This window comes from Arthrobacter yangruifuii (genome assembly GCF_009192775.1).
Lineage (GTDB): Bacteria > Actinomycetota > Actinomycetes > Actinomycetales > Micrococcaceae > Arthrobacter_B > Arthrobacter_B yangruifuii.
Genome location: NZ_VTFX01000001.1, coordinates 1,132,506 through 1,158,240, shown reverse-complemented (window position 1 = coordinate 1,158,240; position 25,735 = coordinate 1,132,506). Strand labels below are relative to the sequence as shown.

Here is a 25,735-nt window from a genome sequence, read left to right as displayed (position 1 = left end):
CAGGCCCTTCCGCTGCCTCCGCCTGCCCGCGTCTGCGCAGGTGTCCGGGTGTGGAGGGAAGGTGCTCCCGCGTCAGCCCGGGAAGGCCGGGTCCTGTGTTCCCTCCGTCCGCAGTGACCAGCTGCTTCCGACCTTGTTGAAGATGCCCTCTTCGGTCTGGATGAAGATGTCTTCGACTCCGTTTCCGGCGCTCAGACCTGCGATTCCTGCCATCGGGGACAGCATTTCAGATTCGCGTCCGGTGCCGAGGATGACCGGGGCGGCTTCTTCGGTTCCTGTCTGCACCGCAACCACCGTGTCCTCGGATGCCCATTTGGCCCGGTTCACGGTTCCGGCCTTCGAGGGCACCTGAAGGGTCATCGGCGCCGTGAGGGACACGGGATCCCCCTCCGGTGACCGGACGAGGCCGGTGATCATCACTTCGCTGCGTCCGCCCCGGTTCGCCACCACGAGTGCCCGTGCACCGTCGCGGGAGACCCTCAGTTCCGTGACCGTCAGCCCCTCCAGCCACGGCGCCGTAAGGACCGCGGCGGAACTGCGGTCTCCGCCGGGTGGTACCGCGAAGACCTGTGACCCGGTACCGGAGGGCTGGGCAGTCCACACCCACCGGCGCGGATCCACGCTCGGAGGCGTGAACTTCCCGGCTTCCGCCGCCGTCCGGACACCCTGACCGGGTCCGGTGATCAACAGGGTGTCCTCCCGGCTGTCCAGGAACGCGATCACCGATCCATCCGCGGACACGCCCGGATCCCGGGGACCGTATTCCGCCACCGAGGGCACATCCGCGATTGGCTCGGGTCCGTCGGTGTAGTAGGCCAGTTCCCCCTGGCTGACCACAATCTGCGTCGCACCGGCCGAGGGGTCCTTGACCGCGGACTGGAGTTGGCCGTTGCCCTTGCCGAGGTCCACGTCCCGCTGGCCCACCACCATGCTTACGCCGGTCACGTTGTTGAGGCCGCGCAGGTTTTGTTCAAGCTGATTCAGCATCTGCTGGCGGTTCAAGTCACTGGAGTCCCGCAGCGATTCGGCCGCGAAATCCACCACGGCCTCCCCGGAGGCCACAGGCACCGAATCGCGGGCCATCGTGGTCCCGGCGGGGAAGGCGCTGACGACGGCGCCCTGCAGGTACGGCGCCGGGCCGACGAGCAGCTCCTTGACGATGTTGGCGGCGATGCCGGCACGCTGGATAAACCATCGGGTGTCCGGTACCCAGTACTGGTAATCGCTGGAATAGAAGTAGAGGTTGTGGGCTATGAAAAGCACGGGGAAGTTCGCCAGCGACACCATGATGCCGTCAGGAACGGCACTGAGCCTCCACTGCCCGTCGACCTGTTCGAGCCGCACGGGGAACGTTTCGGTGCTGCCGTCGGGGGCGTCGGTGCGGATGCCCCGGGAATCCATGCTTCCGTGCATTTCCAGCTGGATCTGGAACATGTCCGGCTCCGGTACGGCCACGACGCGGGAGGACCGGTAGATGGTCACCCGTTCGGTGGGCGACCAGGTATTCGCCAGTTCCGGAGCCAGGAACTGCCGGGCAACGCTGTAGTCATCCGCGGCTCCCTTGCCCGCATCCATAAAGCCCCTGATGATGTCCTGCGGCGAAGCACCGTCGGCCGGACCCTCCGGCGAGAACACGGCTTCTTCCCCGGTCTCCCCCTTGTGTTCGGCCGAGGCCGTGCCGACCGGTCCGACGGTGGGTATTGATGAGCAGCCGGCGAGCATGAGCACGGCGCTCAGCCACAGAACCAGCATCCGCCCGGGCAGCATGTTCCTTTTAGGCATCAGGTTCCTCTTCCCGGCCCGGGGCCGCCGCGGCAAGCGCAAGGGGTCCGGCAGTGTTCTCGCGGGGTGACAGGGGCACGGGAGACGCTTCGAAGCCCGCCCCGTGGCGGCGCGGAAGGGTCAGGCGGAAGCACGATCCGTTTCCCGGTTCACCCCAGGCCTCAAGCCGGCCGCCGTGAAGGCGCGTGTCTTCGGTGGCGATGGACAGCCCCAGGCCGCTGCCTCCGGTGGTGCGTGCGCGGGCCGGATCCGCCCGCCAGAAGCGGTCGAAAACATGGCCGGCGTCCTCCTCGGTCATCCCGATGCCGTGGTCGCGGACCGCTATGCCTACGGCGTCGTCGGAAGCCGCTATGGCAATTTCGATGGGTTCTCCTTCGCCGTGTTCCAGCGCGTTGACCAACAGGTTGCGCAGGATCCGTTCGATCCGGCGCGGATCGGCGTCCACTACGCAGCTTGCCTCCCGGGACACGATGATCACCTCGGAACCGCAGTTGTTGGCCAGCGGTTCGGTCGCGTCGATGACGTCCCGGACAATATGGAAAACGTCGGTGGGCTCGAGGTCGAGGGCCGCCGCCCCGGCGTCGAACCGGGAAATTTCCAGCAGATCAGCCAGCAGCGCCTGGAAGCGTTCAACCTGGTGATAGAGAAGTTCCGTGGAGCGGCGGTACATGGGATCGAAGCTCTCGCGCGCGTCGTAGAGCACTTCCGCGGCCATCCGCACAGTGGTGAGCGGCGTCCGCAGCTCGTGGGAGACATCCGAGACGAAGACCTGCTGCATCCGTGACAGTGTGGCCAGCTGCGTGATCTGGTCCTGCAGGGTACCGGCCATGTGGTTGAACGACGCCGCGAGCCGCGCTACTTCGTCCTCACCCTTGACCTCCATGCGCTCCTGCAGCTCGCCCGCAGCCAGCTTCTCCGAAACGGCTGCCGCGTCGCTGACTGCCCCCAGCCCCGCCTTGGCGACGATCCACGCGATGGTGCCGCTGATGGCGAGCAGGAGGAAACCCGCAATCCAGAGGATGCCGTGGATTTTGTCGAGGGTTTCCTGCATCGACTGGAGATCATAGATGAGGTAGAGGGCATATTCGGAGCTGTCCGGCGGCAGCGTGACCTTGGTGCCGAACGCGATGCCGGGTTCTCCGCTGGCGAGTTCCAGCGGAGACCAGAACACGTAATCCGCATCGGATTCCGAGGCCTCACTGGCGGCCACGGTCTCACTGAGTGCCACGGGGATGCCGTTGGCAGTGATGGTTCCGCTGTTGACCGAGGAGGTGATGTAGAGGGGGTCATCCGTCGGCAACGGGGTGAGCAGATAGGTGCGCTGTGCGTCTGCTCCCTGTCCCTGAAGCAGCGGAAGGGTGTCCATGACCAGCCGGTCCGTGCTTTCCCGGTCGCTGGCGGCGGTGTCCCGGAAGTTGTCCTTGACCTTGGACAGGCCGGTCGTCGCTTCGGTGCGGAACTGGGCCAGCCGCTCTTCGTACAGGGACCCGGCAATCTGATGCGAGAGGAAGGCACCGATGCCGGCACCGGCAAGGGCCACGAGCAGGAGCGTGGAGACAACGGTCTTGAACTGCAGCGACCTGCGCCATTGGCGGGCTATGCGGTGGAAAATGGCCCGGTTAAACGCATCACCGTGGCGCGCCAGGGCCTGCAGCGACGAAGAATACTTCGGGTTTCCAGCCATCCCGGCCAGGAAACCCGGCACCTTAGCTCTGGCCCGCTTTATATCCGACACCGCGCACCGTCAGTACAATCTCGGGTGCTTCGGGGTCGCGTTCGATCTTGGAGCGGAGCCTTTGCACGTGCACATTTACCAGCCGCGTGTCGGCAGCATGGCGGTATCCCCAGACCTGCTCCAGCAGCATTTCGCGGGTGAAGACCTGCCAGGGCTTGCGGGCCAGGGCAACAAGCAGGTCGAATTCCAGCGGCGTCAGCGAGATGCTGTCGCTGCCCCGCGCCACGGAGTGGCCCGCCACATCGATGGAGACTTCACCGATCCGCAGGGTCTCGGGAGATTTCTGGTCCCCCGGGCGCAGCCGGGCACGGACCCGCGCCACCAGTTCTGCGGGTTTGAAGGGCTTGGGCACGTAGTCGTCCGCACCGGATTCCAGGCCGCGCACGACGTCGGACGTGTCGGATTTGGCGGTGAGCATCACGATGGGCGTATCGGACTCGCCGCGGATCTGCCGGCACACTTCAATGCCGTCGATGCCCGGGAGCATCAGGTCAAGCAGGACCAGGTCAGGCTTGCTGCTGCGGAACACTTCCAGCGCGGAAGAACCATCGCTGCAGAACACGGGATCGAACCCGTCGTTACGCAGGACGATCCCGATCATTTCGGCGAGTGCTTCGTCGTCGTCTACGACCAGAATGCGTGCCTTCATAACTCCCTGTTTCCGCTGCTTGCCTTCACCCACGCCGCTGCGCGGGTGCTGCAGCAGTCCTGACGGCTGCCGCTCCCCACGGCGGGCTTTCGCCGCCTACGTTAATCCCTATCATCCTAAGGGACACATCGGGCGCCGCGGCTCGCCGGATGCTGTTTGCGCGGAGCATCACTATAGTCAAGGTAATAAACGCCAGCACCTGCGGGGGAAACGGGTACACATGAGCGAGGAAGAACACAGCGGCCGGCAGCATACGGGCCGGGAGAACCGGAACGACGGCGACGGCGTGCCCGCGGGCCCCGCGCAGCCGGGGACACCGGAGTCCGGCTCCGGACCGTGGAGCCCCGAAGGCAGCCCGGCCGGTTTCCGGCACCCTGCCCCGCCGGCGCCGGACATGCAGCGTCCGGATATGCCCTCTCCGGACATGCCCCCTCCCGGCACCAATCCCTGGGCGCAGGCTCAGCAGGGCAATCCCTGGGGGCAGCCGGCCCCCGCGCAGGGATCCGCCTGGGACCAGCCGAACCCCTATGCTGCCGCCGCCGGCACCGTCCCCCGCCCCGGGTACAGGCCCCCGCCCAAGCCCGGCATCATTCCCCTGCGTCCCCTGGGACTCGGCGAAATCATGGACGGAGCCTTCCAGGCCTGCCGGCGTAATGTGCTGGCTGCCTTCGGCAATGCGTTTGTGGTCCAGGCGGTGATTATGCTGCTGCTCATCGGGATGGGGGCGGGGCTGATCGCGTCCGTCGACGGCTGGCTGCAGAGCGATGCTTCCAGCGGGGAGGTCACCGGCCCCCTGGTGGGAACGATAGTGGGCTCGGTGTCCCTCCTGGGCGCGCTGTCCGTGATCGGGGTGTTGATAGTCCAGGGCCTGCTCGTGCTGCCTGTGGTGCGGTCCACCCTGAATTTGAAAACCGGCTTCGGCCAGGTCTGGCGGCTGGGCCGCCGTTCCCTCGGGCCGCTGGCGGGCCTCGCCCTGCTGTTGCTTGCCTGCGCGGCCGTCGGCGTCACGGTCCTTGTCGTTGTGGGCTACCTGATCATCGACTCCGTCGGCAACATGGGACTGCTCGTCGTGATTCCGGCAGTGTTCGCCGTGTTCGCCGCCGTCGTCTGGGTTGCGGTGAAACTGTCCCTGGCCCCGGCGGCGCTGGTGCTGGAGGGCATCGGTGTCTTTGCCGCCATTCGGCGGTCCTGGCAGATGACCGGCCGCAACTGGTGGCGGACCTTCGGGATCCTGGCCCTTACCAGCCTGATCGTGAACGTCCTGACCCAGATCGTTTCGGTACCCCTGAGCTTCGCCGTCAGTGCCCTCACCCTGGTGCCGAGCGTGGCCGTGGCCGTGCTCAGCGGTGTCCTGCTCGTGGCCGTTTCCCTGCTCATGGGGGCCGTGGCCAGCGCCTTCCAATCCGCGGTCACCGCGTTGCTGTATATCGATCTCCGGATCCGCCGGGAAGGTTTCGACCTTACGCTGATGAAGTACCAGGAGAGCCCCGAGTCCCTGGACCCGGATTTCCTGCCCGGCCGGAAAGCCGTCCCCCTGGCGCACGGGCCGTACGGTCCGTCGGCAGGCACGCAGTAGACGTGCTGTCCTCTTTGCGTTCGACGGCGGGTCCGGCGGCGGATCGGATTGCGGGCGTGCTGTCCCTGGAGGCTCCGGTGGGACCGGATGCCGACCAGGCACGGGACTGGGCCCGGGAGGAACTGAGGAAGCAGGTCTACCAGGAGGCCCAACCCGGTCTGCTTGACCGTCTCTGGGAGCGCGTGAGCGCCTGGTTGAACAACCTGTTCGAAGGTGCCGACGGTCTGGGCGCCGGGCCCGGGAGCCTCGTTTTGATGCTGGCCGCCGTCGTGCTGGTGGCCGCCGCCGTCCTCATCATCCGCCCGCGGCTGAACGCCAAGGTCCGGAAGGGCTCCGGTGTCTTCGCCGACGACGTGGTGGAACGGGCTTCCGATCACCGGGCACGTGCCGAACAGGCCGCCGCCGAGCACCGCTGGGACGAGGCCCTGACCGAGCGCTTCCGGGCCATGGTCCGCTCAGCGGAGGAACGCGTCATCTTCGAAGCCAAGGCAGCCCGTACGGCAGCCGAGGCGGGCGCCCGCCTGGCCGGCGCCTTCCCGGCCTTCCGTCCGGAGCTTATGGAGCTGCGGCTGCGGTTTGATGAAGTCCTCTACGGCAAGGCGGGCGCCGACGACGCGGATTACCGCCGTGCACAGGCGCTGGATACCGCCCTCGAGGCCGCCAGCCCCTCCACCTCCGCAACCAACGACCCCGTCCCGGCGGTGCCCAGATGAGCGCGGCTGCTGCCGAAAAGGCGAATCTCAGCGAAGCGGGGAGCCGGAACGGGGCAGGCGGCGAGGAGCCGCAGCTACCTTCTGTCCGCACCCGTTTCATGGCCCGGCTCCGCCGGCACCGGGTCCCGCTGCTGCTGCTCGCGCTGTTGGCGGCAGTGGCCCTGGCCTCGGCCTGGGGCCGCACGGACGAGGACAGCAGTGCCCTGTCCCCCGCCAATCCCGCCCCCAACGGCGCCATGGCCGCTGCCGAGATCCTGGCGGACCGGGGTGTGGACGTCCAGCACCACGAACTGCAGGCCGAGGCACGGGCTGCCCTGGAGGACAATCCCGGAGCCACCCTGCTTTTCCTTGATCCCGCCGGGTACCTCACCGGTGAACAGCGCCGGGATCTGGCCGACGCCGCCGGCCGGGTGGTGCTGGTGGAACCGTCCCTTGACCAGCTGGCCGATTTTGCCCCGCAGATCCTCTCGGCCGGGCTCCTTCCCCCGGCTGCCGAGGGCCAACAACGGGAGGCCGAATGCAGCAATGCTGATGCGGAGGCGGCCGGCAGCATAGAGGCGGGGGGCAAAACCTACCGCGGGCCGGTCACGTGTTTCCCGGCACCCGGCAGCACGGGTACGGACGCCGCAGGCTCGTACGCGGCCACCGAAGACGGCTCCGCAGTGGTGCTGGGCGGTGCCGGCCTGCTCGCCAATGAAACCCTTGCCCGCGAGGGCAACGCGGCGCTGGCGTTCCGCACCCTCGGCGCGGACGACACCCTGGTGTGGTACCAGGCCGACCCCTTCGATGTTCCCCCGTCCCAGGTACCCGTCGATCCTTTCTCCCTCCTGCCGCCATGGGTGAACCCGCTCCTCTTCTGGCTCGGGCTGGTCGCCGCCCTGGCCGCGTTCTGGCGCGGCCGCCGGCTGGGCCCCCTGGTCGAGGAACCCCTGCCCGTGGTTGTCCATGCCGCAGAAACCGCCGAGGGCAGGGCCCGCCTGTACCAGGACAGCCGCGCCGTCGGCCACGCGGCCGCAACCCTGCGTGCCGCCGCCATGACCCGGCTGGCCGCACACCTGCGCCTGGGGCCGGAAGCCGGCGCCGAGGACGTGACCCGTGCGGCGGCGGACGCCTCCGGCCGCAGCTATCCCGCCACCGATGACCTGCTCAACCAGCGACTCCCCGGAACCGGCACGGAACTCGTGCACTGGGCCCGGGACCTGAAAGACCTAGAGGAAGAGGCCACTTCATCATGAGCCAGCAGTACGAGCCGTATGCACCCGCACCTTCCGGAGCCGCCAACGGCACCGCAACGGCGCCGCCCCTCCCGCCGGACGAGGATCCCGTCCGCGAGGCCCTCGCCCAGGTCCGCCGGGAAGTGGCGAAGGCCGTGGTGGGCCAGGACGCAGCCGTAACCGGGCTGATCATTGCCCTGCTCGCCAGGGGACACGTGCTCCTTGAGGGGGTGCCCGGCGTGGCTAAGACACTGTTGGTCCGAAGCCTTTCCGCGGCGCTGGAGCTGGACACCAAGCGCGTCCAGTTCACACCGGACCTCATGCCCGGCGACGTGACCGGTTCCCTGATCTATGACAACCGTTCCTCGGAGTTCTCCTTCCGGGAAGGACCGGTGTTCACCAATATCCTGCTTGCGGACGAAATCAACCGCACTCCGCCCAAAACCCAGGCATCCCTGCTGGAGGCCATGGAGGAACGCCAGGTGACCGTGGACGGCGTCACCCGTCCCCTGCCGGAGCCGTTTATTGTTGCGGCAACACAGAACCCGGTGGAGTACGAAGGCACCTATCCGCTCCCCGAAGCCCAGCTGGACCGTTTCCTCCTGAAACTCACGCTTGACCTGCCCGGCCGGGACGATGAAATCGAGGTGATCCGCAGGCACAGCGCCGGCTTTGATCCCCGGAACCTGGCTGCCGCAGGAGTCCGGGCGGTGGCGTCCGCCCGGGACCTGGAGCTGGCACGCGAGGCGGTGGCCCGGGTCACGGTGGCGCCCGAGGTCCTGGCCTACATCGTGGACCTCGTACGCGCCACACGCGCGGCGCCGTCGTTCCAGCTGGGGGTTTCGCCGCGCGGCGCCACCGCCCTGCTGAACACCGCGCGGGCCTGGGCCTGGCTCTCGGGACGCGCCTTCGTGACACCGGACGATGTCAAGGCGCTGACCCTGCCGGCCCTGCGGCACCGGGTGGCGCTTCGACCGGAGGCCCAGATGGACGGGGTGGATGCGGACAACGTACTGGGCAGCATCCTCGCCACCGTGCCGGTCCCGCGGTAGCGCTGATGGCTGTCTCGGGCCGGCTCGTCCTGCTGGCGCTCCTGGGCTCCGCTGCCGTGGTCTTCTTTCCCGGTGCCGCCGCCATCCTGCTCTGGCTGGCGTTCCTGGCTGCCGCAGCCGGCCTGGACCTGCTGCTCGCAGCCTCACCGCGGCAGCTGAGGGTGGAACGCCGCCTGCCGGCAAGTGTTCGGCTCAGCGACTCCACGGTAGGGACCCTGGTCCTGCGCAACAACGGCGGCCGCCGCCTGCAGGCCATGGTCCGCGACGGGTGGCAGCCCTCCGCCGGGGCCAGGAACCCGCAGCAGCACGCAACGGTCCCCGCCGGTGAAGCCCGCACCCTGGATGTCCGGCTGGAACCTGCCCGCCGCGGCATCCTGAAGAGCGCGCATGTGGCGGTGCGCAGTTTCGGTCCGCTGGGGCTTGCCGCACGCCAGCGGACCCTTCCGGTACCCGGGGAAATCCGCGTGCTGCCTCCCTTCCACTCCAGGCGGCATCTGCCCTCCAGGCTGCGCCGGCTTCGGGAACTGGACGGCAATACCTCGGTGCAGCTGCGCGGCGCCGGAACCGAATTCGATTCCCTGCGCGAATACGTCCGCGGCGACGACGTCCGGTCCATTGACTGGCGTGCCACCGCACGGCGCCGGGACACCGTGGTGCGCACCTGGCGTCCGGAACGCGACCGCCGGGTGGTCATTGCCCTGGACACCTCGCGCACGTCCGCCGCCCGGATCGAGGACGAACCCCGCCTGGACACCGGCATCGAAGCCACCCTGCTCCTGGCGGTGCTTGCGCGCAGCGGCGGGGACCGCGTGGATTTCCTGGCCTTCGACCGCCGGATCCGGGCGCGGGTGGACTCCGGGGGACGGGATAACCTGCTGAGCCGGCTGGTCACGGCCGTGGCACCCCTGGAACCGGAGCTCATTGAGGCGGACTTTTCCCTGCTGCCCGGAGCCGTGCAGGCCGTGACGGCACGCCGGTCCCTGGTGGTCCTGATTTCCGCACTGGATTCCGGAGCGGTTGAGGAGGGCCTGGTGCAGGTCCTGCCCCAGCTGCTGGCCAAGCATGTGGTGGTGGTTGCCTCGGTCCGGGACCCGGGGCTGGACGAACTGCGCGCAGGCGGAGGGACAACGCCGGCCGTCTTCCGTGCCGCTGCCGCCGAACGCGCACTCCTGGACCGGGCGGCCGTCAGCGCGCAGCTGCGTTCGATGGGTGCGGAGGTGGTGGACGAGCCGCCGCACGAACTGGCACCGAAGCTGGCGGACATGTACCTGCGGCTCAAAGCCACCGGAAAGCTGTAGCCGTGGACTCCGTGTACCGGCAGGTCCTGGGCTCAGGGTTCCTCCGCCTGCAGCCGCAGCTGCAGGAGTATTTCGGCCTCGGCGCGGACAGCGGCAGATACGGGGAAGGCACCGGCGTCTTCCTGCGGGCCGGCTGCCCGCGGCCCTGGCTGCGGCCGCTGCTGCCGCTGGTTCCGGTGTCCAACGCGTTCTTCCCGGAGTTCGGAACCAACGTTCCCTTCTCCATCCGCAACTTTCCGCACCGGGATCCGTGGGGCAGGCCGGCGCTGACCGCTGTCCGCCGCTTTGAGTTTCCCGGCAGGCGCCGGATTTTCGAGGACACCACCGTGCTGAGCGGCTCCGGGACCCTGACCGATTACCTCGGACGGCGGCGCAACCTCGCCACGGGGCTGGCCCTGCGGGTTTCGGAGGACGGGCACCTGCACATGACTTCCCCGGACAGCAGGCTCTTCCTCGGTCCGCTACGGCTGCCCCTCCCCCGTTTCGCGGCCGCCGACGCCCAGGTGGAGCAGTGGTGGGACACGCAGCAGCACCGGTTCCGGATCCGCACCCGGGTTGTCCAGCGGCAGGTCGGCACCGTTTTCGAATACGACGGCGCGTTCACCTACACCTACCGGGAGTTCGACGGCGCCCTTCCGGCCGAGGTCGTCCCCCGCCGCTGGGAGCACCGCACCTAGGGACAGCGGCGCCGCCGGGCAGGCAGGGGCCTATCCCTCCGCCACCACCTGGTCGAGGGCGGAGGCCGTCTGCGTGAGGCGGGACAGCACTTTCCGTGCCGCATCCGGTGACACCTCGGCGAGGCCTTCGGAAGGCGTGAGCCGAAGCGCGGGCAGGTCCTGCAGCGAGAGGCCCAGTTTCCGCCAGGGCCGCAGCACCCGCTCCACCAGGGCGCTCACCTGGGGCACATCGGTACCGGCCGCCGACACGGGCAGGACTCCCAGCCAGACCCTTCGGCCGCCCTCGACTGCTTCGGCAATGCCTTCCCAGTCCCGGGCGTCCAGCCCGTCCGCCGCCAGCGCCGCGCCGGAAGCACCGGCGCCCAGTGCCAGTTCGAACGGAGACTGCGTGCCGGCCCGGAGCGGGCCGAAGCTTTCCGCCCGGGGCAGGGCAAAAACAGTGTCGGCTCCGGCGGCCGAGACTGCCCCGCAGACCTGGTGCCAGGCGGCAGAAACCTCGGAGGAGGGCACGGAACGGAGGGTGCGGTAGCCGCTGGCGGTGGGGATCCCGCCGGCCAGGACGGCGGTAATGTCAGGCTCGTCGACCTGCACGGTGATCCGTGCGCCGGGGGCCGACGACTCCGCGCGTGCCACGTAGTCCCCGATTCCGGCCGTGAAGGACTGAAGAATGTCCCGGCGCGCACCGGCGTCGGCCAGTGCCCGCTCACCGTTGTGCAGGTACAGGTTCGCCGCAAGCGAGAGCGGCCCGCGCAGGGAGATTTTCAGGGCCTCGCCGGGGCGTTCCTCGGCGCCGATGACGTCCGCCAGTGCATTCAGGTCCTGGGTCAGCAGGGAAACCGCACGGCGGTGCTCCTTGCCGGGGCGTTCCACCAGGCGCCAGCCGTGCGGCTGGAGGTCCACGAAAAGATCCACCAGCAGGGCGGCGCTGCGTCCCAGCGGGTCCGCTCCGGGACCGCGCTGGGGCAGTTCAACCAGGAAGGGCAGATGCGGATCCCCCAGCTCGCCGCGGACCACCCGGCTTGATTCGACCGGATCGGTGCCGGGCCAGCTGCCCGCCGCCGTCGCGGTGACGGTTCCGGTGCGGGCCTCGGGGCGGGGCGGAAGCTCCGGAACCGTGCTGCCCCGGCGTTCCGGATCAGCGCCCTGCTGCATCTGCTCCGCCGTTGCGGGTCTCGGAAATCGCCTGGTGGTGGCGGATGACTTCGCTGATGATGAAATTCAGGAATTTCTCCGCGAAGGCAGGGTCCAGGTGGGCGTCCTCGGCGAGGCGGCGCAGCCGTGCAATCTGCGCCACTTCCCGTCCCGGGTCGGCCGGCGGCAGATGATGCTCGGCCTTCAGGTGGCCCACCCGCTGGGTGGCCTTAAAGCGTTCGGCGAGCAGATACACGAGGGTCGCGTCAATGTTATCGATGCTGCTGCGCATGGCAAGCAGCTCCTCCATGACCTCCTCGGCAACCTTCCCGGAGAGGGAACTTGCCCGTGGATCAAACTCATCGTCCGGTGAAGCGCTGTGCTGTCCTGTCTGGCTCATTGCACCAGTTTAGGCGGACGCGGTTCCCGACCCGGGCCAGGTTACGCGGATTCCGCGGAACCGCCGGCCCGGGGGCCGGACGGATGCCGTTGCTAGGCGACGGCGGCAGGGTCCCATTCCAGCGACCGCGCCGAGTCGATGGTCGCCTGGCCCAGCACGCGGGTGCCCTGGTACAGCACCATGGACTGGCCGGGGGCCACTCCGCGCATGGGTTCCGCCAGCCGGACCACCAGCTCGGAACGCGTTGCCCCGGAGGCGTCATCGGTTACGTCTTCCATCCAGCCGGTGGCTGCCACGGGGTCGCCGTGCGCCCGCACCTGGACTGTGCAGCTGAACCTTGTCCGGGCCGCGATCTCGGGAATGGGGCGTCCGGCCCAGGAGATCTTGATGCCGCGCATCTGGTCGATGTTCAGCAGCTGCTCGGGGCCGACCACTACCTTGTTTTCCTTGGGCCGGATTTCCAGCACGAAGCGCGGCTTGCCGTCCGCGGCCGGGGTGCCGAGCTTCAGGCCGCGGCGCTGGCCCACGGTGAAGGCATTGGCACCGGGGTGGGTGCCAAGCTTCTCGCCCGTCTCGTCCACGATGTCGCCCTCGGTCATGTTGATGCGCTCTTCGAGCCAGCCGCGGGTGTCACCGTCGGGAATGAAGCAGATGTCGTGGCTGTCCGGCTTGTTGGCCACGGACAGGCCGCGGCGTTCGGCTTCGGCGCGCACCTCGGCCTTGGACGGGGTTTCGGCCAGCGGGAACATGCAGTGGCGCAGCTGCTCCTCGGTCAGCACGCCCAGCACGTAGGACTGGTCCTTGGCCCAGTCGGCGGCGCGGTGCAGCTCCGGATCGCCGTCGGCGTTGGTGAGGACCTTGGCGTAGTGGCCGGTGCACACGGCGTCGAAGCCCAGCGCCAGCGCCTTTTCCAGCAGGGCGGCGAACTTGATCCGCTCATTGCAGCGCATGCAGGGGTTGGGGGTGCGGCCGGCGGCGTACTCGGCCACGAAGTCGTCCACCACGTCTTCCTTGAACCGCTCGGAGAAGTCCCAGACGTAATACGGAATGCCGAGGATGTCGCAGGCGCGCCAGGCGTCCCGCGAGTCCTCGATGGTGCAGCAGCCCCGGCTGCCGGTGCGCAGGGTGCCCGGCATCCGGGACAGTGCCAGATGGACGCCGACGACGTCGTGCCCTGCCTCCACTGCCCGTGCCGCGGCTACGGCGGAATCGACTCCGCCACTCATTGCTGCCAAAACCTTCATGAACTAAAACCTGTTCCTGCTGTCTGGATGCTGCTTACGTGTCCGGCCATGCCGGCTTTCTTGGCCCGCTCATACGCGTCGGGAAGTGCCTGCAACAATGTGTCAACGTCTTCGGCAGTGGTTGTATGCCCGAGGCTGAAGCGTTGTGCGCCACGTGCCTCGGTTTCGCTCAGCCCCATGGCCAGCAGCACATGCGAGGGCCTCGGGACCCCGGCCGTGCATGCGGATCCGGTGGAGGATTCGACGCCGGCCAGGTCCAGGAGGAAAAGCAGTGAATCCCCTTCGCAGCCCGGGAACGTGAAGTGGGCGTTGCCCGGCAGTCGGCGGCCCCCGCCGTCGTCGTCACGTGCCCCGCGCAGGACGGCCGCCGGAATGGCCCGCTCGACGCCGGTGATGAGGTAGTTCCGCAGGGTGCGCAGGCGCTCGGATTCGTCCGCGAGATGCTCGACGGCTTCCTGCGCCGCCGCGGCGAAGGCCGCGATCCCGGCAGTGTCCAGGGTGCCGGAGCGGATATCGCGTTCCTGCCCGCCGCCGTGCTGGACGGGAGTCAGTTTCACGGCACGGCCCACAACCAGTGCGCCCACGCCAACGGGACCGCCGATCTTATGCGCGCTGAGGGCCATCGTGTCCAGGCCGGCGCCGCGGAAATCCACCGGGAGGGCACCGAAGGCCTGCACCGCATCGGAATGCACCGGGATGCCGTATTCGTGGGCCAGGGCCGCAAGGGCGCGGATGTCCTGAACGGTGCCTACTTCGTTGTTCGCCCACATGGCAGTCAAAAGCGCCGTACTGTCGGCGTTCGCCTCCAGCTCCCGGCGGACGGCCTTGAGCGAAATCACGCCGTCCCCGTCCACGGGGATCCATACCGGCACCGCGCCTTCGTGTTTCTCCAGCCATTGGACGGTATCCAGGACGGCATGGTGCTCAATGCCGGAGACCAGGATGCGGGTGCGGGCCGGACCAGCGTCGCGGCGCGCCCAGAACAGGCCCTTGACGGCGAGGTTGTCCGCTTCCGTGCCCCCGGAGGTGAAAATGATCTCCGAGGGGTGGCAGCCGGCAGCTGCGGCCAGCATTTCCCGGGAGTCTTCCACGACCATCCGGGCGCGGCGGCCCGAACCGTGCAGGGACGAGGGATTGCCGCTGCGGCTGAGTTCTGAGGTGAGTGCGGCGAGGGCCGAAGCCGAAATCGGCGTGGTCGCCGCGTGATCTAGATACACGGGCACCAGCTAATTCTAGCGGTCATGGCGGCTCTTGCCGATTCGGGCGGCTGGGACTTTCCTGACGTTTCCCGCGGCGTGTCCTCGGTCACGGGGGTAGAGAATCCGAACCCCGGGAGGGAGGGGATCACCAGGTCGAAAGCATCCACAGTGTCCCGGCCGTGCGCGGCCGGGTCGGTGAGCGGGCCGATCAGATCCAGGAACTCGACGAAGGAACCGGGCCAGCCGTGGGTGAGAAGGAGCGGCAACGCGCCCTCGACCTTCGAGCGGATGTGGAGGAAGTGGATCCGCTGGCCGTCGATGACAGTGGTGAACTGGGGCAGCCCGTTCAGGGCAGCTGCCTGCAACGCCCAGTCGTATTCATCGGCCCAGTACGCAACCACGCGTTCGAGGTAGCCGGCCGGGACACCCGTTGCCCATTCTTCCCCTGGCAGTGCGGGCGCGAACCGCGTTCCCCGGAGCCTGTGGCCGAGCCGGTCTACCAGAGCCGGGTCGATCGGGATGCTGAAGGGCTGGATCTGCTCATTCACGGGTTCCTCCGCCGGTCGTAGGTCGGGGACAAATCCCCGATGTACGCCGACCATACGGATCCCGCAGGACACACACTGTCCTCCTTTGCCCCCGGCGCGGAAAAACCATCTTGCCGGATAGCGCTTCCGCGCCCGGACGCGGTGCAGGGACGACCGGTAGACTTGCCTCACGCAGCCGGACCAGCCGCCCGAGAGGAACCGCTTTGAGCCCGTCAGACCCGACGCTCTATGAGGTTTTAGGCCTGACCCCCGCGGCATCGGCGCTCGAAATCAAGACCGCCTACCGGAAGGCAGCCAGGAACGCCCATCCGGACCAGGGCGGCACGAGCGAGAGCTTCCACCGGGTCACGGAAGCCTACCGGGTGCTCTCCGATCCGCAGCGAAAGGCCGCATACGATCGCCGGTTCGGCCAGGGCACGGACGCCGGCAGCCCCGGCGCCGCTGCCGGCAGCAGCTCCGGCAGCCCGGCCAGCCGGGCCGCGGGAACCCGGTCCGCCCCGGAACGGACTCCGGCGGACCTGGATCGGCCGCCGGTGTTTGTCCCGGATTTCTCCCCGAAGGATCCTCCCCTCATCCCCCTGGTCCTGGCCGGACAGCAGGTACACGGCGCACCGCGCCGTCCCGGTTTACTGTCCCGGTTCGGTGCCGCCGCCGGACGGTTTGATGCCGAGAACCTCACCATCCGCCTATTGGAGCGTGAACTGCTGGAGGACTACCCGGCCGGGCGCCTGGTCAACGGCCTCCATATCCCGGATGCGGGCCCGCGCGGAGGCAACCTCGACGTGGGCCATGTACTGCTGGGCGGCTACCGCATGGCGGTCCTGGGGTCGCTGATGGCCTCGCCGGGCAACTACCGGTGGGACGGACAGCACCTGCTGCACCGCGGCCGGGAGGTTTCCACCCTGCGGCTGGCCGATGCGGTGCGGACCCTCCAGACCCGCTTTCCCGAGTGCAACGTCACAGGCTGGCTTGTCCTCCACAGCCCCAACGGAAACCCCTTCGAACCCATCGTTGACTACCCGCCGGCGCTTAGCCGCTCAGCACCCGCCACGCTGCACGTCGCCAACCCCGGCGGCCTGCTGCGGGAACTGCGCCGCTTCTTTGCCGAGGGCCCGCAGCCGAACACCGTCCAGCTGCCGGTGCTGGCACCGCTGATCGACGCGTCTGCCCGTTAACCGATGCGTTCGGCCCGCAAAGCCGGGCATAGGATGGGGCTGTGTTCCGTATCCTTTTCCATTCCCCTGAAATCCCCGGCAATACCGGAAACGCGATTCGCCTTGCGGCCATCACCGGCGCCGAACTCCACCTGGTGGAGCCCCTCGGCTTCAGCCTGGAGGACTCCAAGCTGCGCCGTGCCGGGCTTGACTACCATGACCTGGCCGTCCTGCACGTCCATGCGAACCTGCAGGACGCCTGGGATGCCCTGAAACCCGAACGTGTGTATGCGTTCACCTCGGACGGGGACACCACCCACACCGATATCGAGTATCGTGCCGGAGACGTCCTGATGTTTGGCCGCGAGTCGGTGGGACTGTCAGACGAAGTGAAGAAAGATCCGCATATCACCGCCCGGGTACGGATTCCCATGCTGCCGTCCCTGCGGTCCCTGAACCTTGCCAATTCCGCCTCCATTGCCGTTTACGAAGCCTGGCGCCAGCACGGTTTCGCCGGCGCCCAGCTCTAGCGAAGGACACTTCCCATGCCTGAACTCCACCTCGGCGACGCGTTCGACGCCGGCGCCGCCGACTTCGAGCGGCTTGCACCTTCGCTTTGGAACCCCATGGGAAACGCCCTCGTGGCTGCGGCTGACATTACCCTCGGCGACCGGGTCCTGGACGCCGGCTGCGGCAGCGGTGCCACCACCATTCCGGCTGCGCAGTTCGCCGGCCCCGACGGCCTCGTCGACGGCGTGGATCTCAGCGCGCAGATGCTGTCCCTGACCCAGGCGAAGGCAGACACCCTCGCACTCAGCAATGTTTTCCTGACGCAGGCGGACGTCACCTCCTGGCAGTCCGATGCACCCTATGACGCGGTGGTCAGCGCCTACTCCCTGTTCTTCCTCCCGGATATGGATGCCGGCGCCGCCCACCTCGTGTCGCTGCTCCGCAGCGGCGGGCGCTTCGCCCTCAGCACCTGGGCCGAAGGATCCTGGGAGCCGTTCCGGGAGCTGCTGTGGAAAGCCTGCCTGCAGGAACGCCCTGAACTTGCCGACCTTCCCCTGTCAGGAAGCCGGAACGTGCAGCGGCTGCAGACACCGGGGAAGCTCACCTCCTGGCTGGAGTCCCTGGGCCTGACCGACATCACCATCGCGGCCACGCCGGGGCAGGTCCAGCTCAGTCCCTCACTGGCCTGGTCGATGGTGCTTGGCGGCGGCTACCGGCTGCTCCTGCCCGAAGATCCGGCAGCGGTGGAGCGGGTCCGTGCCGCTTTCCTGGCGGAGCTCGGCGAGGATTTCGCCCTCGATACCGGCACCCTCATCGCCACGGCCGTCCGCCCCTAGTACCCCGTGCAGCGGGGGTCCGGCAGCAGCGGGGGTCCGGCAGCAGCGGCCCCCGCTAGAACCCGGCGATGGTCTCCGGGGTGTTCACGCCCACTGCGTGGAACGTCTCCGCGCTGGCACCCTCCGGAAGGCCGTGCCGGCGGGCATTGTCCTGCAGGAACCGGCGGACCGAGGCATCCATGCCCTCAAGGTCCGGATGCTGGCTCGCGTGGACCCGGATGGCGGCGAGTTTGACGTCCACGGTGGAACTGACATCCACCGCCGTGTTCTCCCGCTCCCGCGGCGCACCGTAAAACCACAGCCACGGCACTTTGTACGCCTGCAGCCCCTGCTCCGCGAGTTCCGGATAGGCGAACGGATTCTCGGCGGCAGGGTACACGGCCCGCGTGACAATTTCGCCGCAGGCCAGATGGTCCGGATGGCTCGCCTGGAGGCGGTCCCAGTTCCGCTCGGGGTGCATGGACAGCACGACGTCGGGACGCACCCGGCGGATCTGCTCCACCACCCGGGCAATCACCGCGTGGTTCACCTCCAGATAGCCGTCCCGCTCCCCCAGGAACACAATGTCCCGCACACCCACCCGGCGGGCGGCCTCGCGCTGCTCCGCACTGCGGAGTTCGGTGACACCGGAGCGGTCGGAGGGATCGAAACCGCCGGCGTCTCCGGCGGTCATGATGCAGTAAGTGATTTCGGCACCGGAGCGTGCCCAGCCGGCCAGCGTTCCGGCCGCGCCGAAATCGATGTCATCCGGATGGGCGGCGAAAGCCAGGACCCGGGCCGGGGTCTGCAGGGACTCCATGCTAGGCCCTGCGCTTCCGGATCTCCTCGGCCGCCTGGGGCAGCACGGAGAACACATCGCCCACAATGCCGAAGTCCGCAATCTCGAACACCGGCGCGTCCGCGTCCTTGTTGACCGCAACGATCACCTTGGCGGTCTGCATGCCGGCCTTCTGCTGGATGGCACCGGAGATGCCGGCGGAAATGTACAGCTGCGGGGAAACCGTCTTGCCGGTCTGGCCCACCTGGGCGGAATGCTCGATCCAGCCGGCATCCGTCGCCGCCCGCGAGGCACCCACTGCGCCGCCGAGCAGGTCCGCCAGTTCTTCCACGGGACCGAAGTTCCCGTCCATGCCGCGGCCCCCGGCCACGATGACCCGCGCCTCGGCCAGTTCGGGACGTCCGCTGACGCGCTTGCCGGAACGGCCGGTGACCCGGGCGGCGGGGCCGGCGTCGGAAAGCGGCACCTCAACCAGCTGCGGGGCCGCGGCAGCCGGATCGGCCGGTGCGGGTTCGACGCTGTTGGCTTTGACCGTGATCACGGGCGTGCCCGTCCGTACCCGGCACGTGGACGTATAGGACCCGGCCAGCACCGACTTGGTGACGGCGAGATCGGGAGCCACGGCCACGGCGTCGGTAATGACACCGGAGCCCAGCTTGATGCCGGTGCGGGCGGCGATCTCCCGGTCCTCGAAGGAATTGCCCAGCAGGATGGCGTCGGGCTGTTCGGTCTTCGCCGCATCTGCCAGGAAGGCGGCCTTGGCGGCCACCAGGACGGCGTCCAGCTCCCCTGCCGGTTCGTAGACCTTCACGGCGCCGTGGGAGGCGAGGGCATCGAGCATGGCCGGATCCACACGGCGTGCGGCAGCGACCACCGGTGTCCCCACGGTGCCCGCAAGGGTCAGCAGTTCGCGGGCAGCCCGCGGCAGGGGCAGGGCTGGGACATCAAGAAAAACCAGGACGGACGCCATGATGCGCTCCTTCGGGATGTAGGCGGCGGCGCCTGCGCAGCGCCGGTTCAATGCAGGAGAAGTCTTAGATCAGTTTCTGCGCGGCGAGGTATTCCACCAGCTGCACGCCGGCTGTGCCGTCGTCGGTGATGACGGTTCCCTGCGAGCGCGGCGGCCGGGGGGCCGAAGCCGCTACGGCGGTCCAGGCGCCGTCCTGCCCCACCTGTGCGGGGTCCACGCCGATATCGGCGAGTGTCAGGACGGTGACGGGTTTCTTCTTGGCCGCCATGATGCCCTTGAAGTTCGGGTAGCGCGGGTTGTTGGCCTGGTCCGTCACCGAGACGAGCGCGGGCAGCGGTGCGTCGACCGTCTCCGTGAAGGAGTCGCCGTCGCGGCGGGCCGTCACTACCGCCGCACCGTCGACGTCGGCGACTGCGAGCTCGGAGGCGAAGGTCACCTGTGCCAGCTGCAGCCTTTCGGCGAGCTGCGCCGGAACCAGCGAGGTTTCGCCGTCGGTGGATGCCATCCCCGTGATCACCAGGTCCACCGGGCCCTGGGTTTCTTCGAGGGCACGCACGGCCGCGGCGAGGGCCAGTGAGGTGCCGGCCGCGTCGGATCCCGCGAGGGCATCGTCGGTCAGGTGTACGCCGGCATAGGCGCCGATCTGCAGGGACTTCTTCACTGCGTTCACTGCGGCCGCCGGTCCCATGGCCAGGGCCGTGACGCGGTTGCCGGCGCTCTCCCCGCCGCGTGCCTCGGCCAGCTGCAGCGCGGCTTCGAGGGCGTATTCGTCCAGCTCGGAGAGAATGCTTTCGGCGCGGTCCAGGGTATGCCCGGGTCCGGTGAGGTGCCGGTCAAACTGTGCGTCGGGGACATGCTTGACCAAAACAACAATGTTCAGCGGACGGGTGGCTGACTCCTGCATTCGGCGCCTTTCCGGTAAGGAAATCGGTTCTCAGCGGCTAAGGGATTCCCCCGCCGACGCGCACCGCCCGGGCAGCGGTGCCATTAAAGCTAATCACACACTGGACGGGCTTTCCCGTCAGCCCCGGCGGAGCCCCGGCAGACAGCCGCAGGGCCGCCCTGCGGAGGTCTTCCGCAGGACGGCCCTGCCCTTGTTCAGTGAGCCGCCATAAGGCTCCTGCCGAAACAGATGCGCTTACTGCTTGGCCGAATCACCGAGCGTGACGTCGACGCTGTCTGCCTTCCCGCCGCGGGTGTAGTCGACGGTCACCTTGCCTCCGGCAGGCTGCATGCGGATCGCAGCCGTGAGTGACTGGGCATCGGTCACGGGGATGCCGTCCACCGAGGTGACCACGTCCCCCGCGCGCAGTCCTGCCTTTTCACCGGGCGAGCCGGGCACTACCTCGGCAACTTTCGCCCCTACCGTAAAGGTCGAGGAGGAGTCGGACGCGGTTGCCGGGGTAACCGAAACACCGAGGTAGCCGTGCGTAGCCGACCCGTCCTTGATGATTTCCTCGGCGACGCGCTCGGCGTAACTCATCGGCACGGCAAAGCCGACGCCGATGTTGCCGCTGTCCTCGCCGGCAGAACCCGAGGCGGCCGAGGCGATGGCCACGTTCACGCCGATGACCTCGCCGTCGGTGTTCACCAGGGCGCCGCCGGAATTTCCGTGGTTGATGGCGGCGTCGGTCTGGATGACGTTGAGGAAGATCGAGCTCTCAGCGGTGCTCTGATCCTGCGAGGAGCCGTCCGGCGGCGCGAACCGGAAGCCGAAACCGTTGTCCTCGGGGGCATCGGAACTGTCCGACCCCTCCGGGGCGGCAGAGGACTGGACGCTGATAGTGCGGTTCAGTGTGGAGACAATACCGTCGGTGACGGTTCCGGACAGGCCAAGCGGCGCACCGATGGCAATAACGGTGTCTCCGACATTCAGCTTCCCGGAGTCTCCCAGTGCAGCCGGCGTCAGGTCGTCGGCATCCACCTTGATCACGGCGAGGTCCGATACCGGATCCGTACCGACCACGGTGGCGGTCAGCACCCGTCCGTCGGAGGTCTGGACCTCGACGTCGGGGTTGGCGGCGGTGCCTCCGAGCGTCACCACATGCGTATTGGTCAGGATGTGGCCGTCGTTGTCCAGGATGATCCCGGACCCGGTGCCGGTGCTTCCCGAGGCGGCTACTTCAATGGTGACAACGCTGGGACCGGCCTTTACTGCCGCTGCGGTGACGGAGTTGACGCTGTCTTCGTTGTTCACCACGACGGTCTGCGGCTGGCTGGCCCGGGCAGCTGCGTCGCCGTCGTCCATGAGGGCGTTGGCCCCTACAGCCACGCCGCCGCCGAGCAGCCCTGCCAGCAGCATGCCCCCAACCAGTGTGCCGGCGCCGAACCTCTTCGCCCGTGACCCGCGTGCCGGTGCGGTTCCGGCAGGGGCCTGGAATGCGGTGCCGGGGTGCGCAGCCCCGTACGGGGAGGATCCGTGAGCTGCGCCGGGGGCGGCGGGTCCGTTTCCGGTGCCCGGCTGTCCGGATACGGGAGCGCCCTGAAGCGGCTCCGTGGGCGGATTGATCCGCTCGCCGGACTGAGGAGCATTGGAGGTTTGACCCCCCTGGGCTCCCGGGAACGACGGCGGAGCGGGCGGGCGGGGAGGCAGCGGACGCTCGTCGGCTCCCCCGTGTTGCTCAGTCATGTGGGTTGTCCTTTCAAGGTTCGGTTTGCCCATGGTCTAGCGACAACGTGTTGGTACAACTATGACAGTGCAAGCTGGGACATACGAGGACGGTTGCTGGACATCGGCTGTGAACAACCCGAATGCCCGTTGTATCGGGAACCGCCCTCAGCTGCGGTAAATGCGCAGGTCAGGCCGCCCGGCCCGGAGGTCTACGCAGCGCCGGCCCGCCCGCGGCCCGGTGGACGCGGCATAGGGCGGCCCCTAGACTCGGTACCAAGGTCATATGCTGCCCCTCACGGCCTGTGGAACCGGCCAAGTCGAAAACCAAAGGATGTTTTATGCGGTTACGGAACAGGTTGGCGGCCGTACTCGGCCTGAGCGCAGTGACGGTCCTGGTCCCCGCCGCGGCTGTCGCCGGACCCCTGGACCTTCCCCGGGCCGCGGCCGGATCGGTTATCCGTGTTCCGGCCGAATCACCCGTGCGGATCCCGCCCGGCGAATACATAGTCGACCCGGCCGACGTGCTGGGCAGCGATGCCTCGGAGGTGCAGGAGGCCATTTCCGAGGTGCAGCGCAACACCGGGTACACCCTCTATGTTGTCTACGTGGATTCCTTCACCAACCCCTCGGACCCCGTGGCCTGGTCCCGGGAGGTGGTCCAGGGCAAAGGCATGGGAGCCAAGGAAGCGCTCCTGAGCATTGCCACCGAGGACCGGAAAATCCAGGTTTCCACCGGGGACCAGAGCGTCCTCACCCAGGCCCGCCGCAATGCCATCCTGGCCGCCGCCACTGATCCCCTGCTGGGATCCCAGGACATCTCCTCCGCCCAGTGGGCCAACAGTGCCGTGAACGCCGCCGATTCCCTGGCCGACATCGCCGGCGGGGGAAGCGGGGAGGTTGCCGCCGCACAGGAGTCCGGCGGAGCCGCCGTGGCTCCCCTGGTGGTCGGCGGGGTGGTGGTGGCCGGTGGACTGGGAACCGCCCTGCTGATCCGCAGCCGGCGCCGCAAATCCGCCGGAGCTGCCCCCGCGCAGCAGCAGGCGCCGGCGGCACCCGTGGATCCGCTGGACACCATGAGCGTTCCGGACCTCCGCAAGCGTGCGGGAAGCCTGCTCGTGGCAGCGGACGACGCAATCAAATCCAGTGAGCAGGAGCTGGGCTTCGCCATGGCTGCCTACGGTGAAGACGCCGTGACCACCTTCTCGGAGGACCTGGCCGCGGCGCGGGCCCACATGGGTGAATCCTTCAAGCTGCAGCAGCAGCTCGATGACCACATACCGGACACCGAACAGCAGCAGCGCACCTGGCTGAAGGAAATCATCCGCCGGTGCGAGGCCGTCAATGATTCGCTGCAGGCGCACAAGGAAGAGTTCGATTCCCTCCGGGAACTGGAGAAGAACGCTCCGGCCGCACTGCAGCAGGCACGCGAGGCGGCAGACCAGGCCGCCTCGCGCCTGAGCACATCCGCGGCGACGCTGGACTCGCTGCGTTCGCGCTATGCCGCCTCGGCGGTCAGCCAGGTCAGCGACAACATCGACCAGGCCCACGAACGCCTGGCGTTTGTCACCAATGCCGCCGCAACGGCGAATGAAAAACTCTCCGATGGGGATACTTCCTCGGCCGTGGTTTCCGTCCGTGCTGCCGAAGAAGCGGTCCATCAGGCAAACGTGCTGCTGGACGCGATCGACAAGCGCAGCCAGGAACTCGACGGCACCCGGCAAGAACTGCAGCGCGCCGTTGCCGATGCCAACCAGGACCTCGCCCAGGCCGGCGCCATCGCCCAGGGCGGGACTGCCCCCGGCCTCGCAGGTCCTGCGGCGGGAGTCCGTTCCGCCCTTGACGCAGTCCAGCAGGCGACGCAGGCCGGGCCCATTGACCCGGTGGACCTGCTGCGCCGGCTGGAGACGGCGAACGCCCAGCTCGATGCCGCGCTGGAAGGGATCCGTGACCGCCAGGAGCAGGAACGGCGGGCACGGGATTCCCTGCAGCACGCCATCATGGCCGCACAGGCCCAGATTTCCGGCACCTCCGATTACATCCGCGCACGCCGCGGCGGCGTGGGAAGCGAGGCACGCACACGCCTGGCTGAAGCCGAACGCAACCTGCAGCAAGCCGTGGCCATGCAGGCCGGGGATCCGGTGAGCGCCCTGGCCTACGCCCAGCAGGCCAATGCCCTGGCCGCCCAGGCCGCGGACATGGCTCAGCAGGACGTTGACGGTTTCGGCGGCGGATTCGGCGGCGGTTACGGCGGGGGCGGCGGGGGCAACGGCCTGGGCGGCGCGTTGCTGGGCGGTATCCTCATTGATTCCATCCTGCGCGGCGGCTCGCACGGCGGCGGATGGGGCGGCGGCGGCTTCGGCGGCTTCGGCGGCGGCGGTTTCGGTGGCGGCGGCTTCGGTGGCGGCGGCGGCTTCGGCTCGTCCGGCGGAAACTTCTAGCCTGCCGGGGTCGAACGAAGCGAAAGTGCACCAAGATGTACCCGTACCGCGTCAAACGCGGAGGCGGGAATTTTCCGAACACAGCAGATTGAAAGGCAGACACCGTGGTTAAGCAGTCGATTTTCGGACGTATCACCCAATTGGCCAAGGCCAACATCAACGCCATCCTGGACCAGGCCGAGGACCCGCAGAAGATGCTCGACCAGATGGTGCGCGATTACAGCAGCAACATCGCCGAGGCCGAGAGCGCCGTCGCGCAGACCATCGGCAATCTGCGGATGCTGCAGGACGATTACAACGAGGACATCCAGAACGCCCAGAACTGGGGCAACAAGGCGCTGGCTGCCTCACGCAAGGCTGATGAGTTCCGTGCCGCCGGCAACACCGCGGATGCCGAGAAATTCGACAACCTTGCCAAGGTGGCCCTTCAGCGGCAGATTGCCTCAGAAAACGAGGCCAAGGGCGCCGAGCCGACCATTGCCTCGCAGGAAGAAATCGTTGACCGCCTCAAGACCGGACTGAACCAGATGAAGGGCAAGCTGGACCAGCTCTCCAGCAAGCGCGATGAACTGATTGCCCGCGCCCGCACCGCCTCCGCCCAGACGCAGATGCACGAGGCCATGAAGAGCATCGACGTTATGGACTCCACCTCCGAGGTGGGCCGTTTTGAGGAGAAGATCCGGCGCGAAGAGGCCCGCGTCCGCGGCGCCAACGAGCTCGCGGCCTCCAGCCTGGACGCGCAGTTCGAATCCCTTGAAGATCTCGGCGAGCAGACCGAGGTGGAAGCCCGCCTGGCTGCCCTGAAGTCTTCGGGCACGAAGCAGTCCGCCCTCGAGGACTAGCCTTTCCCGTTCCCGGGGCTCTATTGAGGGCGGGCGCCGCCGGTGCCCGCCCTTCGCCGTCTGCAAGCCGTTGACATCAGCAGCGCGGTGACGAGGACGCAGAGCGCCCCCAGGGACAGGTAGACACCCGCCTGGACACTATCCAGCCCCTGGAATGCGCGACGGGGTGCTCCCCATGAAGGAAGTCGAATTCTGCCCGCACCCGGACAAGCGAAAGTCCCCCGAGGTTCCTTACGGATCCTCGGGGGACTTGCTTTTGGTTGCGGGGGCAAGATTTGAACTTGCGACCTCTGGGTTATGAGCCCAGCGAGCTACCGAACTGCTCCACCCCGCGGCGCAATATCTAACTCTACCCGCCGCGGGACGAGGGTGCAAACC

23 protein-coding genes and 1 tRNA gene are annotated in these 25,735 nt (G+C 68.1%); 11 read left to right on the top strand and 13 right to left on the bottom strand.

Translation table 11 applies throughout. The features are described from left to right. Positions 1–72 precede the first annotated feature (72 nt). Genes GD627_RS05600 through mtrA form a run of 3 tightly spaced genes read right to left on the bottom strand, consistent with a single transcriptional unit; the run spans position 73 to position 4,166 of the window. Positions 73–1,782, bottom strand: coding sequence for an LpqB family beta-propeller domain-containing protein (locus GD627_RS05600; RefSeq protein WP_152271631.1), 1,710 nt, complete (start codon positions 1,780–1,782; stop codon positions 73–75). Next, entirely contained in the window at positions 1,775–3,466 is a 1,692-nt protein-coding gene (mtrB, locus tag GD627_RS05595; protein WP_246165320.1) for an MtrAB system histidine kinase MtrB, read from the bottom strand. The genes GD627_RS05600 and mtrB overlap by 8 nt, the downstream gene beginning before the upstream one ends. A 22-nt stretch (positions 3,467–3,488) precedes the next feature. Continuing rightward, on the bottom strand, positions 3,489–4,166 hold the full coding sequence (gene mtrA / locus GD627_RS05590; RefSeq protein ID WP_152271630.1) for an MtrAB system response regulator MtrA: 678 nt from the start codon (positions 4,164–4,166) through the stop codon (positions 3,489–3,491). Positions 4,167–4,386: 220 nt separating this feature from the next. On the opposite strand from mtrA, the gene GD627_RS05585 reads away from it, so the two are divergent. Genes GD627_RS05585 through GD627_RS05560 form a run of 6 tightly spaced genes read left to right on the top strand, consistent with a single transcriptional unit; the run spans position 4,387 to position 10,696 of the window. Beyond that, positions 4,387–5,742, top strand: a complete 1,356-nt coding sequence (locus tag GD627_RS05585) for a DUF7847 domain-containing protein (RefSeq protein ID WP_194265968.1) — start codon at positions 4,387–4,389, stop codon at positions 5,740–5,742. A gap of 2 nt (positions 5,743–5,744) precedes the next feature. After that, positions 5,745–6,455: a DUF4129 domain-containing protein gene (locus GD627_RS05580; RefSeq protein ID WP_152271628.1), complete on the top strand. Its 711-nt coding sequence runs from the start codon at positions 5,745–5,747 to the stop codon at positions 6,453–6,455. Further along, positions 6,452–7,690 (top strand): DUF4350 domain-containing protein, encoded by a 1,239-nt coding sequence (locus GD627_RS05575; RefSeq protein WP_152271627.1) that lies wholly within the window; start codon positions 6,452–6,454, stop codon positions 7,688–7,690. The genes GD627_RS05580 and GD627_RS05575 overlap by 4 nt, the downstream gene beginning before the upstream one ends. Continuing rightward, positions 7,687–8,721, top strand: coding sequence for an AAA family ATPase (locus tag GD627_RS05570; RefSeq protein WP_152271626.1), 1,035 nt, complete (start codon positions 7,687–7,689; stop codon positions 8,719–8,721). The genes GD627_RS05575 and GD627_RS05570 overlap by 4 nt, the downstream gene beginning before the upstream one ends. A gap of 5 nt (positions 8,722–8,726) precedes the next feature. Continuing rightward, positions 8,727–10,019, top strand: a complete 1,293-nt coding sequence (locus GD627_RS05565) for a DUF58 domain-containing protein (RefSeq protein ID WP_152271625.1) — start codon at positions 8,727–8,729, stop codon at positions 10,017–10,019. Between the two features lie 2 nt (positions 10,020–10,021). Then, positions 10,022–10,696: a DUF4166 domain-containing protein gene (locus tag GD627_RS05560; RefSeq protein ID WP_152271624.1), complete on the top strand. Its 675-nt coding sequence runs from the start codon at positions 10,022–10,024 to the stop codon at positions 10,694–10,696. A 30-nt stretch (positions 10,697–10,726) separates the two neighbouring features. Here the strand turns inward: GD627_RS05560 and GD627_RS05555 are convergent, their stop codons facing one another. From GD627_RS05555 to GD627_RS05535, 5 genes are all read right to left on the bottom strand, one after another. After that, a complete protein-coding gene (locus GD627_RS05555) occupies positions 10,727–11,848 on the bottom strand; it encodes a uroporphyrinogen decarboxylase/cobalamine-independent methonine synthase family protein (protein WP_152271623.1) in 1,122 nt (373 codons plus the stop codon). Then, a complete protein-coding gene (locus tag GD627_RS05550) occupies positions 11,832–12,227 on the bottom strand; it encodes a chorismate mutase (protein WP_146361409.1) in 396 nt (131 codons plus the stop codon). Before GD627_RS05550 ends, GD627_RS05555 begins: the two co-directional genes overlap by 17 nt. Before the next feature lie 92 nt (positions 12,228–12,319). Then, a complete protein-coding gene (gene mnmA / locus GD627_RS05545) occupies positions 12,320–13,471 on the bottom strand; it encodes a tRNA 2-thiouridine(34) synthase MnmA (RefSeq protein WP_152271622.1) in 1,152 nt (383 codons plus the stop codon). Next, entirely contained in the window at positions 13,468–14,694 is a 1,227-nt protein-coding gene (locus GD627_RS05540; protein WP_152271621.1) for a cysteine desulfurase family protein, read from the bottom strand. Before GD627_RS05540 ends, mnmA begins: the two co-directional genes overlap by 4 nt. Beyond that, complete coding sequence (locus GD627_RS05535; RefSeq protein ID WP_210250457.1) at positions 14,679–15,218, bottom strand: epoxide hydrolase family protein; 540 nt, start codon at positions 15,216–15,218, stop codon at positions 14,679–14,681. Before GD627_RS05535 ends, GD627_RS05540 begins: the two co-directional genes overlap by 16 nt. Before the next feature lie 203 nt (positions 15,219–15,421). On the opposite strand from GD627_RS05535, the gene GD627_RS05530 reads away from it, so the two are divergent. From GD627_RS05530 to GD627_RS05520, 3 genes are read left to right on the top strand one after another with little or no spacing between them, the layout of a single operon-like run. Next, positions 15,422–16,393, top strand: coding sequence for a J domain-containing protein (locus GD627_RS05530; RefSeq protein ID WP_194265967.1), 972 nt, complete (start codon positions 15,422–15,424; stop codon positions 16,391–16,393). A gap of 41 nt (positions 16,394–16,434) precedes the next feature. Then, the gene (locus GD627_RS05525; RefSeq protein WP_146361405.1) at positions 16,435–16,902 is read left to right on the top strand and encodes a tRNA (cytidine(34)-2'-O)-methyltransferase; all 468 of its coding nucleotides are present in this window, start codon (positions 16,435–16,437) and stop codon (positions 16,900–16,902) included. Between the two features lie 15 nt (positions 16,903–16,917). Next, the gene (locus tag GD627_RS05520; RefSeq protein WP_152271618.1) at positions 16,918–17,718 is read left to right on the top strand and encodes a class I SAM-dependent methyltransferase; all 801 of its coding nucleotides are present in this window, start codon (positions 16,918–16,920) and stop codon (positions 17,716–17,718) included. A gap of 55 nt (positions 17,719–17,773) precedes the next feature. Here the strand turns inward: GD627_RS05520 and GD627_RS05515 are convergent, their stop codons facing one another. The 4 genes from GD627_RS05515 to GD627_RS05500 form a co-directional block, all read right to left on the bottom strand. Then, complete coding sequence (locus GD627_RS05515; protein WP_146361403.1) at positions 17,774–18,517, bottom strand: PIG-L deacetylase family protein; 744 nt, start codon at positions 18,515–18,517, stop codon at positions 17,774–17,776. 1 nt (position 18,518) lies between these two features. Further along, positions 18,519–19,466: an electron transfer flavoprotein subunit alpha/FixB family protein gene (locus tag GD627_RS05510; RefSeq protein ID WP_152271617.1), complete on the bottom strand. Its 948-nt coding sequence runs from the start codon at positions 19,464–19,466 to the stop codon at positions 18,519–18,521. Between the two features lie 64 nt (positions 19,467–19,530). Next, positions 19,531–20,370 carry an electron transfer flavoprotein subunit beta/FixA family protein gene (locus tag GD627_RS05505; protein WP_194265966.1) on the bottom strand — a complete coding sequence of 280 codons (840 nt, stop codon included), beginning with the start codon at positions 20,368–20,370 and terminating at the stop codon, positions 19,531–19,533. Positions 20,371–20,604: 234 nt separating this feature from the next. Continuing rightward, positions 20,605–22,095 (bottom strand): S1C family serine protease, encoded by a 1,491-nt coding sequence (locus GD627_RS05500; protein ID WP_152271616.1) that lies wholly within the window; start codon positions 22,093–22,095, stop codon positions 20,605–20,607. Positions 22,096–22,415: 320 nt separating this feature from the next. Here GD627_RS05500 and GD627_RS05495 point away from each other — a divergent pair, with 320 nt between their 5' ends. Both GD627_RS05495 and GD627_RS05490 read left to right on the top strand, forming a co-directional pair. Then, entirely contained in the window at positions 22,416–24,515 is a 2,100-nt protein-coding gene (locus GD627_RS05495; protein ID WP_152271615.1) for a TPM domain-containing protein, read from the top strand. A gap of 104 nt (positions 24,516–24,619) precedes the next feature. Beyond that, positions 24,620–25,357, top strand: a complete 738-nt coding sequence (locus GD627_RS05490) for a PspA/IM30 family protein (RefSeq protein WP_146361399.1) — start codon at positions 24,620–24,622, stop codon at positions 25,355–25,357. 257 nt (positions 25,358–25,614) lie between these two features. Here GD627_RS05490 and GD627_RS05485 read toward each other — a convergent pair. Continuing rightward, a tRNA-Met gene (locus GD627_RS05485) sits at positions 25,615–25,691 on the bottom strand. Positions 25,692–25,735 lie beyond the last annotated feature (44 nt).

Bases quoted from the DNA above. Each gene is read 5' to 3' on its own strand.
- GD627_RS05600 (WP_152271631.1), bottom strand. From the start codon at position 1,782: ATGCCTAAAAGGAACATGCTGCCCGGGCGGATGCTGGTTCTGTGGCTG.
- mtrB (WP_246165320.1), bottom strand. From the start codon at position 3,466: ATGGCTGGAAACCCGAAGTATTCTTCGTCGCTGCAGGCCCTGGCGCGC.
- mtrA (WP_152271630.1), bottom strand. From the start codon at position 4,166: ATGAAGGCACGCATTCTGGTCGTAGACGACGACGAAGCACTCGCCGAA.
- GD627_RS05585 (WP_194265968.1), top strand. From the start codon at position 4,387: ATGAGCGAGGAAGAACACAGCGGCCGGCAGCATACGGGCCGGGAGAAC.
- GD627_RS05575 (WP_152271627.1), top strand. From the start codon at position 6,452: ATGAGCGCGGCTGCTGCCGAAAAGGCGAATCTCAGCGAAGCGGGGAGC.
- GD627_RS05570 (WP_152271626.1), top strand. From the start codon at position 7,687: ATGAGCCAGCAGTACGAGCCGTATGCACCCGCACCTTCCGGAGCCGCC.
- GD627_RS05565 (WP_152271625.1), top strand. From the start codon at position 8,727: ATGGCTGTCTCGGGCCGGCTCGTCCTGCTGGCGCTCCTGGGCTCCGCT.
- GD627_RS05555 (WP_152271623.1), bottom strand. From the start codon at position 11,848: ATGCAGCAGGGCGCTGATCCGGAACGCCGGGGCAGCACGGTTCCGGAG.
- GD627_RS05550 (WP_146361409.1), bottom strand. From the start codon at position 12,227: ATGAGCCAGACAGGACAGCACAGCGCTTCACCGGACGATGAGTTTGAT.
- mnmA (WP_152271622.1), bottom strand. From the start codon at position 13,471: ATGAAGGTTTTGGCAGCAATGAGTGGCGGAGTCGATTCCGCCGTAGCC.
- GD627_RS05520 (WP_152271618.1), top strand. From the start codon at position 16,918: ATGCCTGAACTCCACCTCGGCGACGCGTTCGACGCCGGCGCCGCCGAC.
- GD627_RS05515 (WP_146361403.1), bottom strand. From the start codon at position 18,517: ATGGAGTCCCTGCAGACCCCGGCCCGGGTCCTGGCTTTCGCCGCCCAT.
- GD627_RS05510 (WP_152271617.1), bottom strand. From the start codon at position 19,466: ATGGCGTCCGTCCTGGTTTTTCTTGATGTCCCAGCCCTGCCCCTGCCG.
- GD627_RS05505 (WP_194265966.1), bottom strand. From the start codon at position 20,370: ATGCAGGAGTCAGCCACCCGTCCGCTGAACATTGTTGTTTTGGTCAAG.
- GD627_RS05500 (WP_152271616.1), bottom strand. From the start codon at position 22,095: ATGACTGAGCAACACGGGGGAGCCGACGAGCGTCCGCTGCCTCCCCGC.
- GD627_RS05495 (WP_152271615.1), top strand. From the start codon at position 22,416: ATGCGGTTACGGAACAGGTTGGCGGCCGTACTCGGCCTGAGCGCAGTG.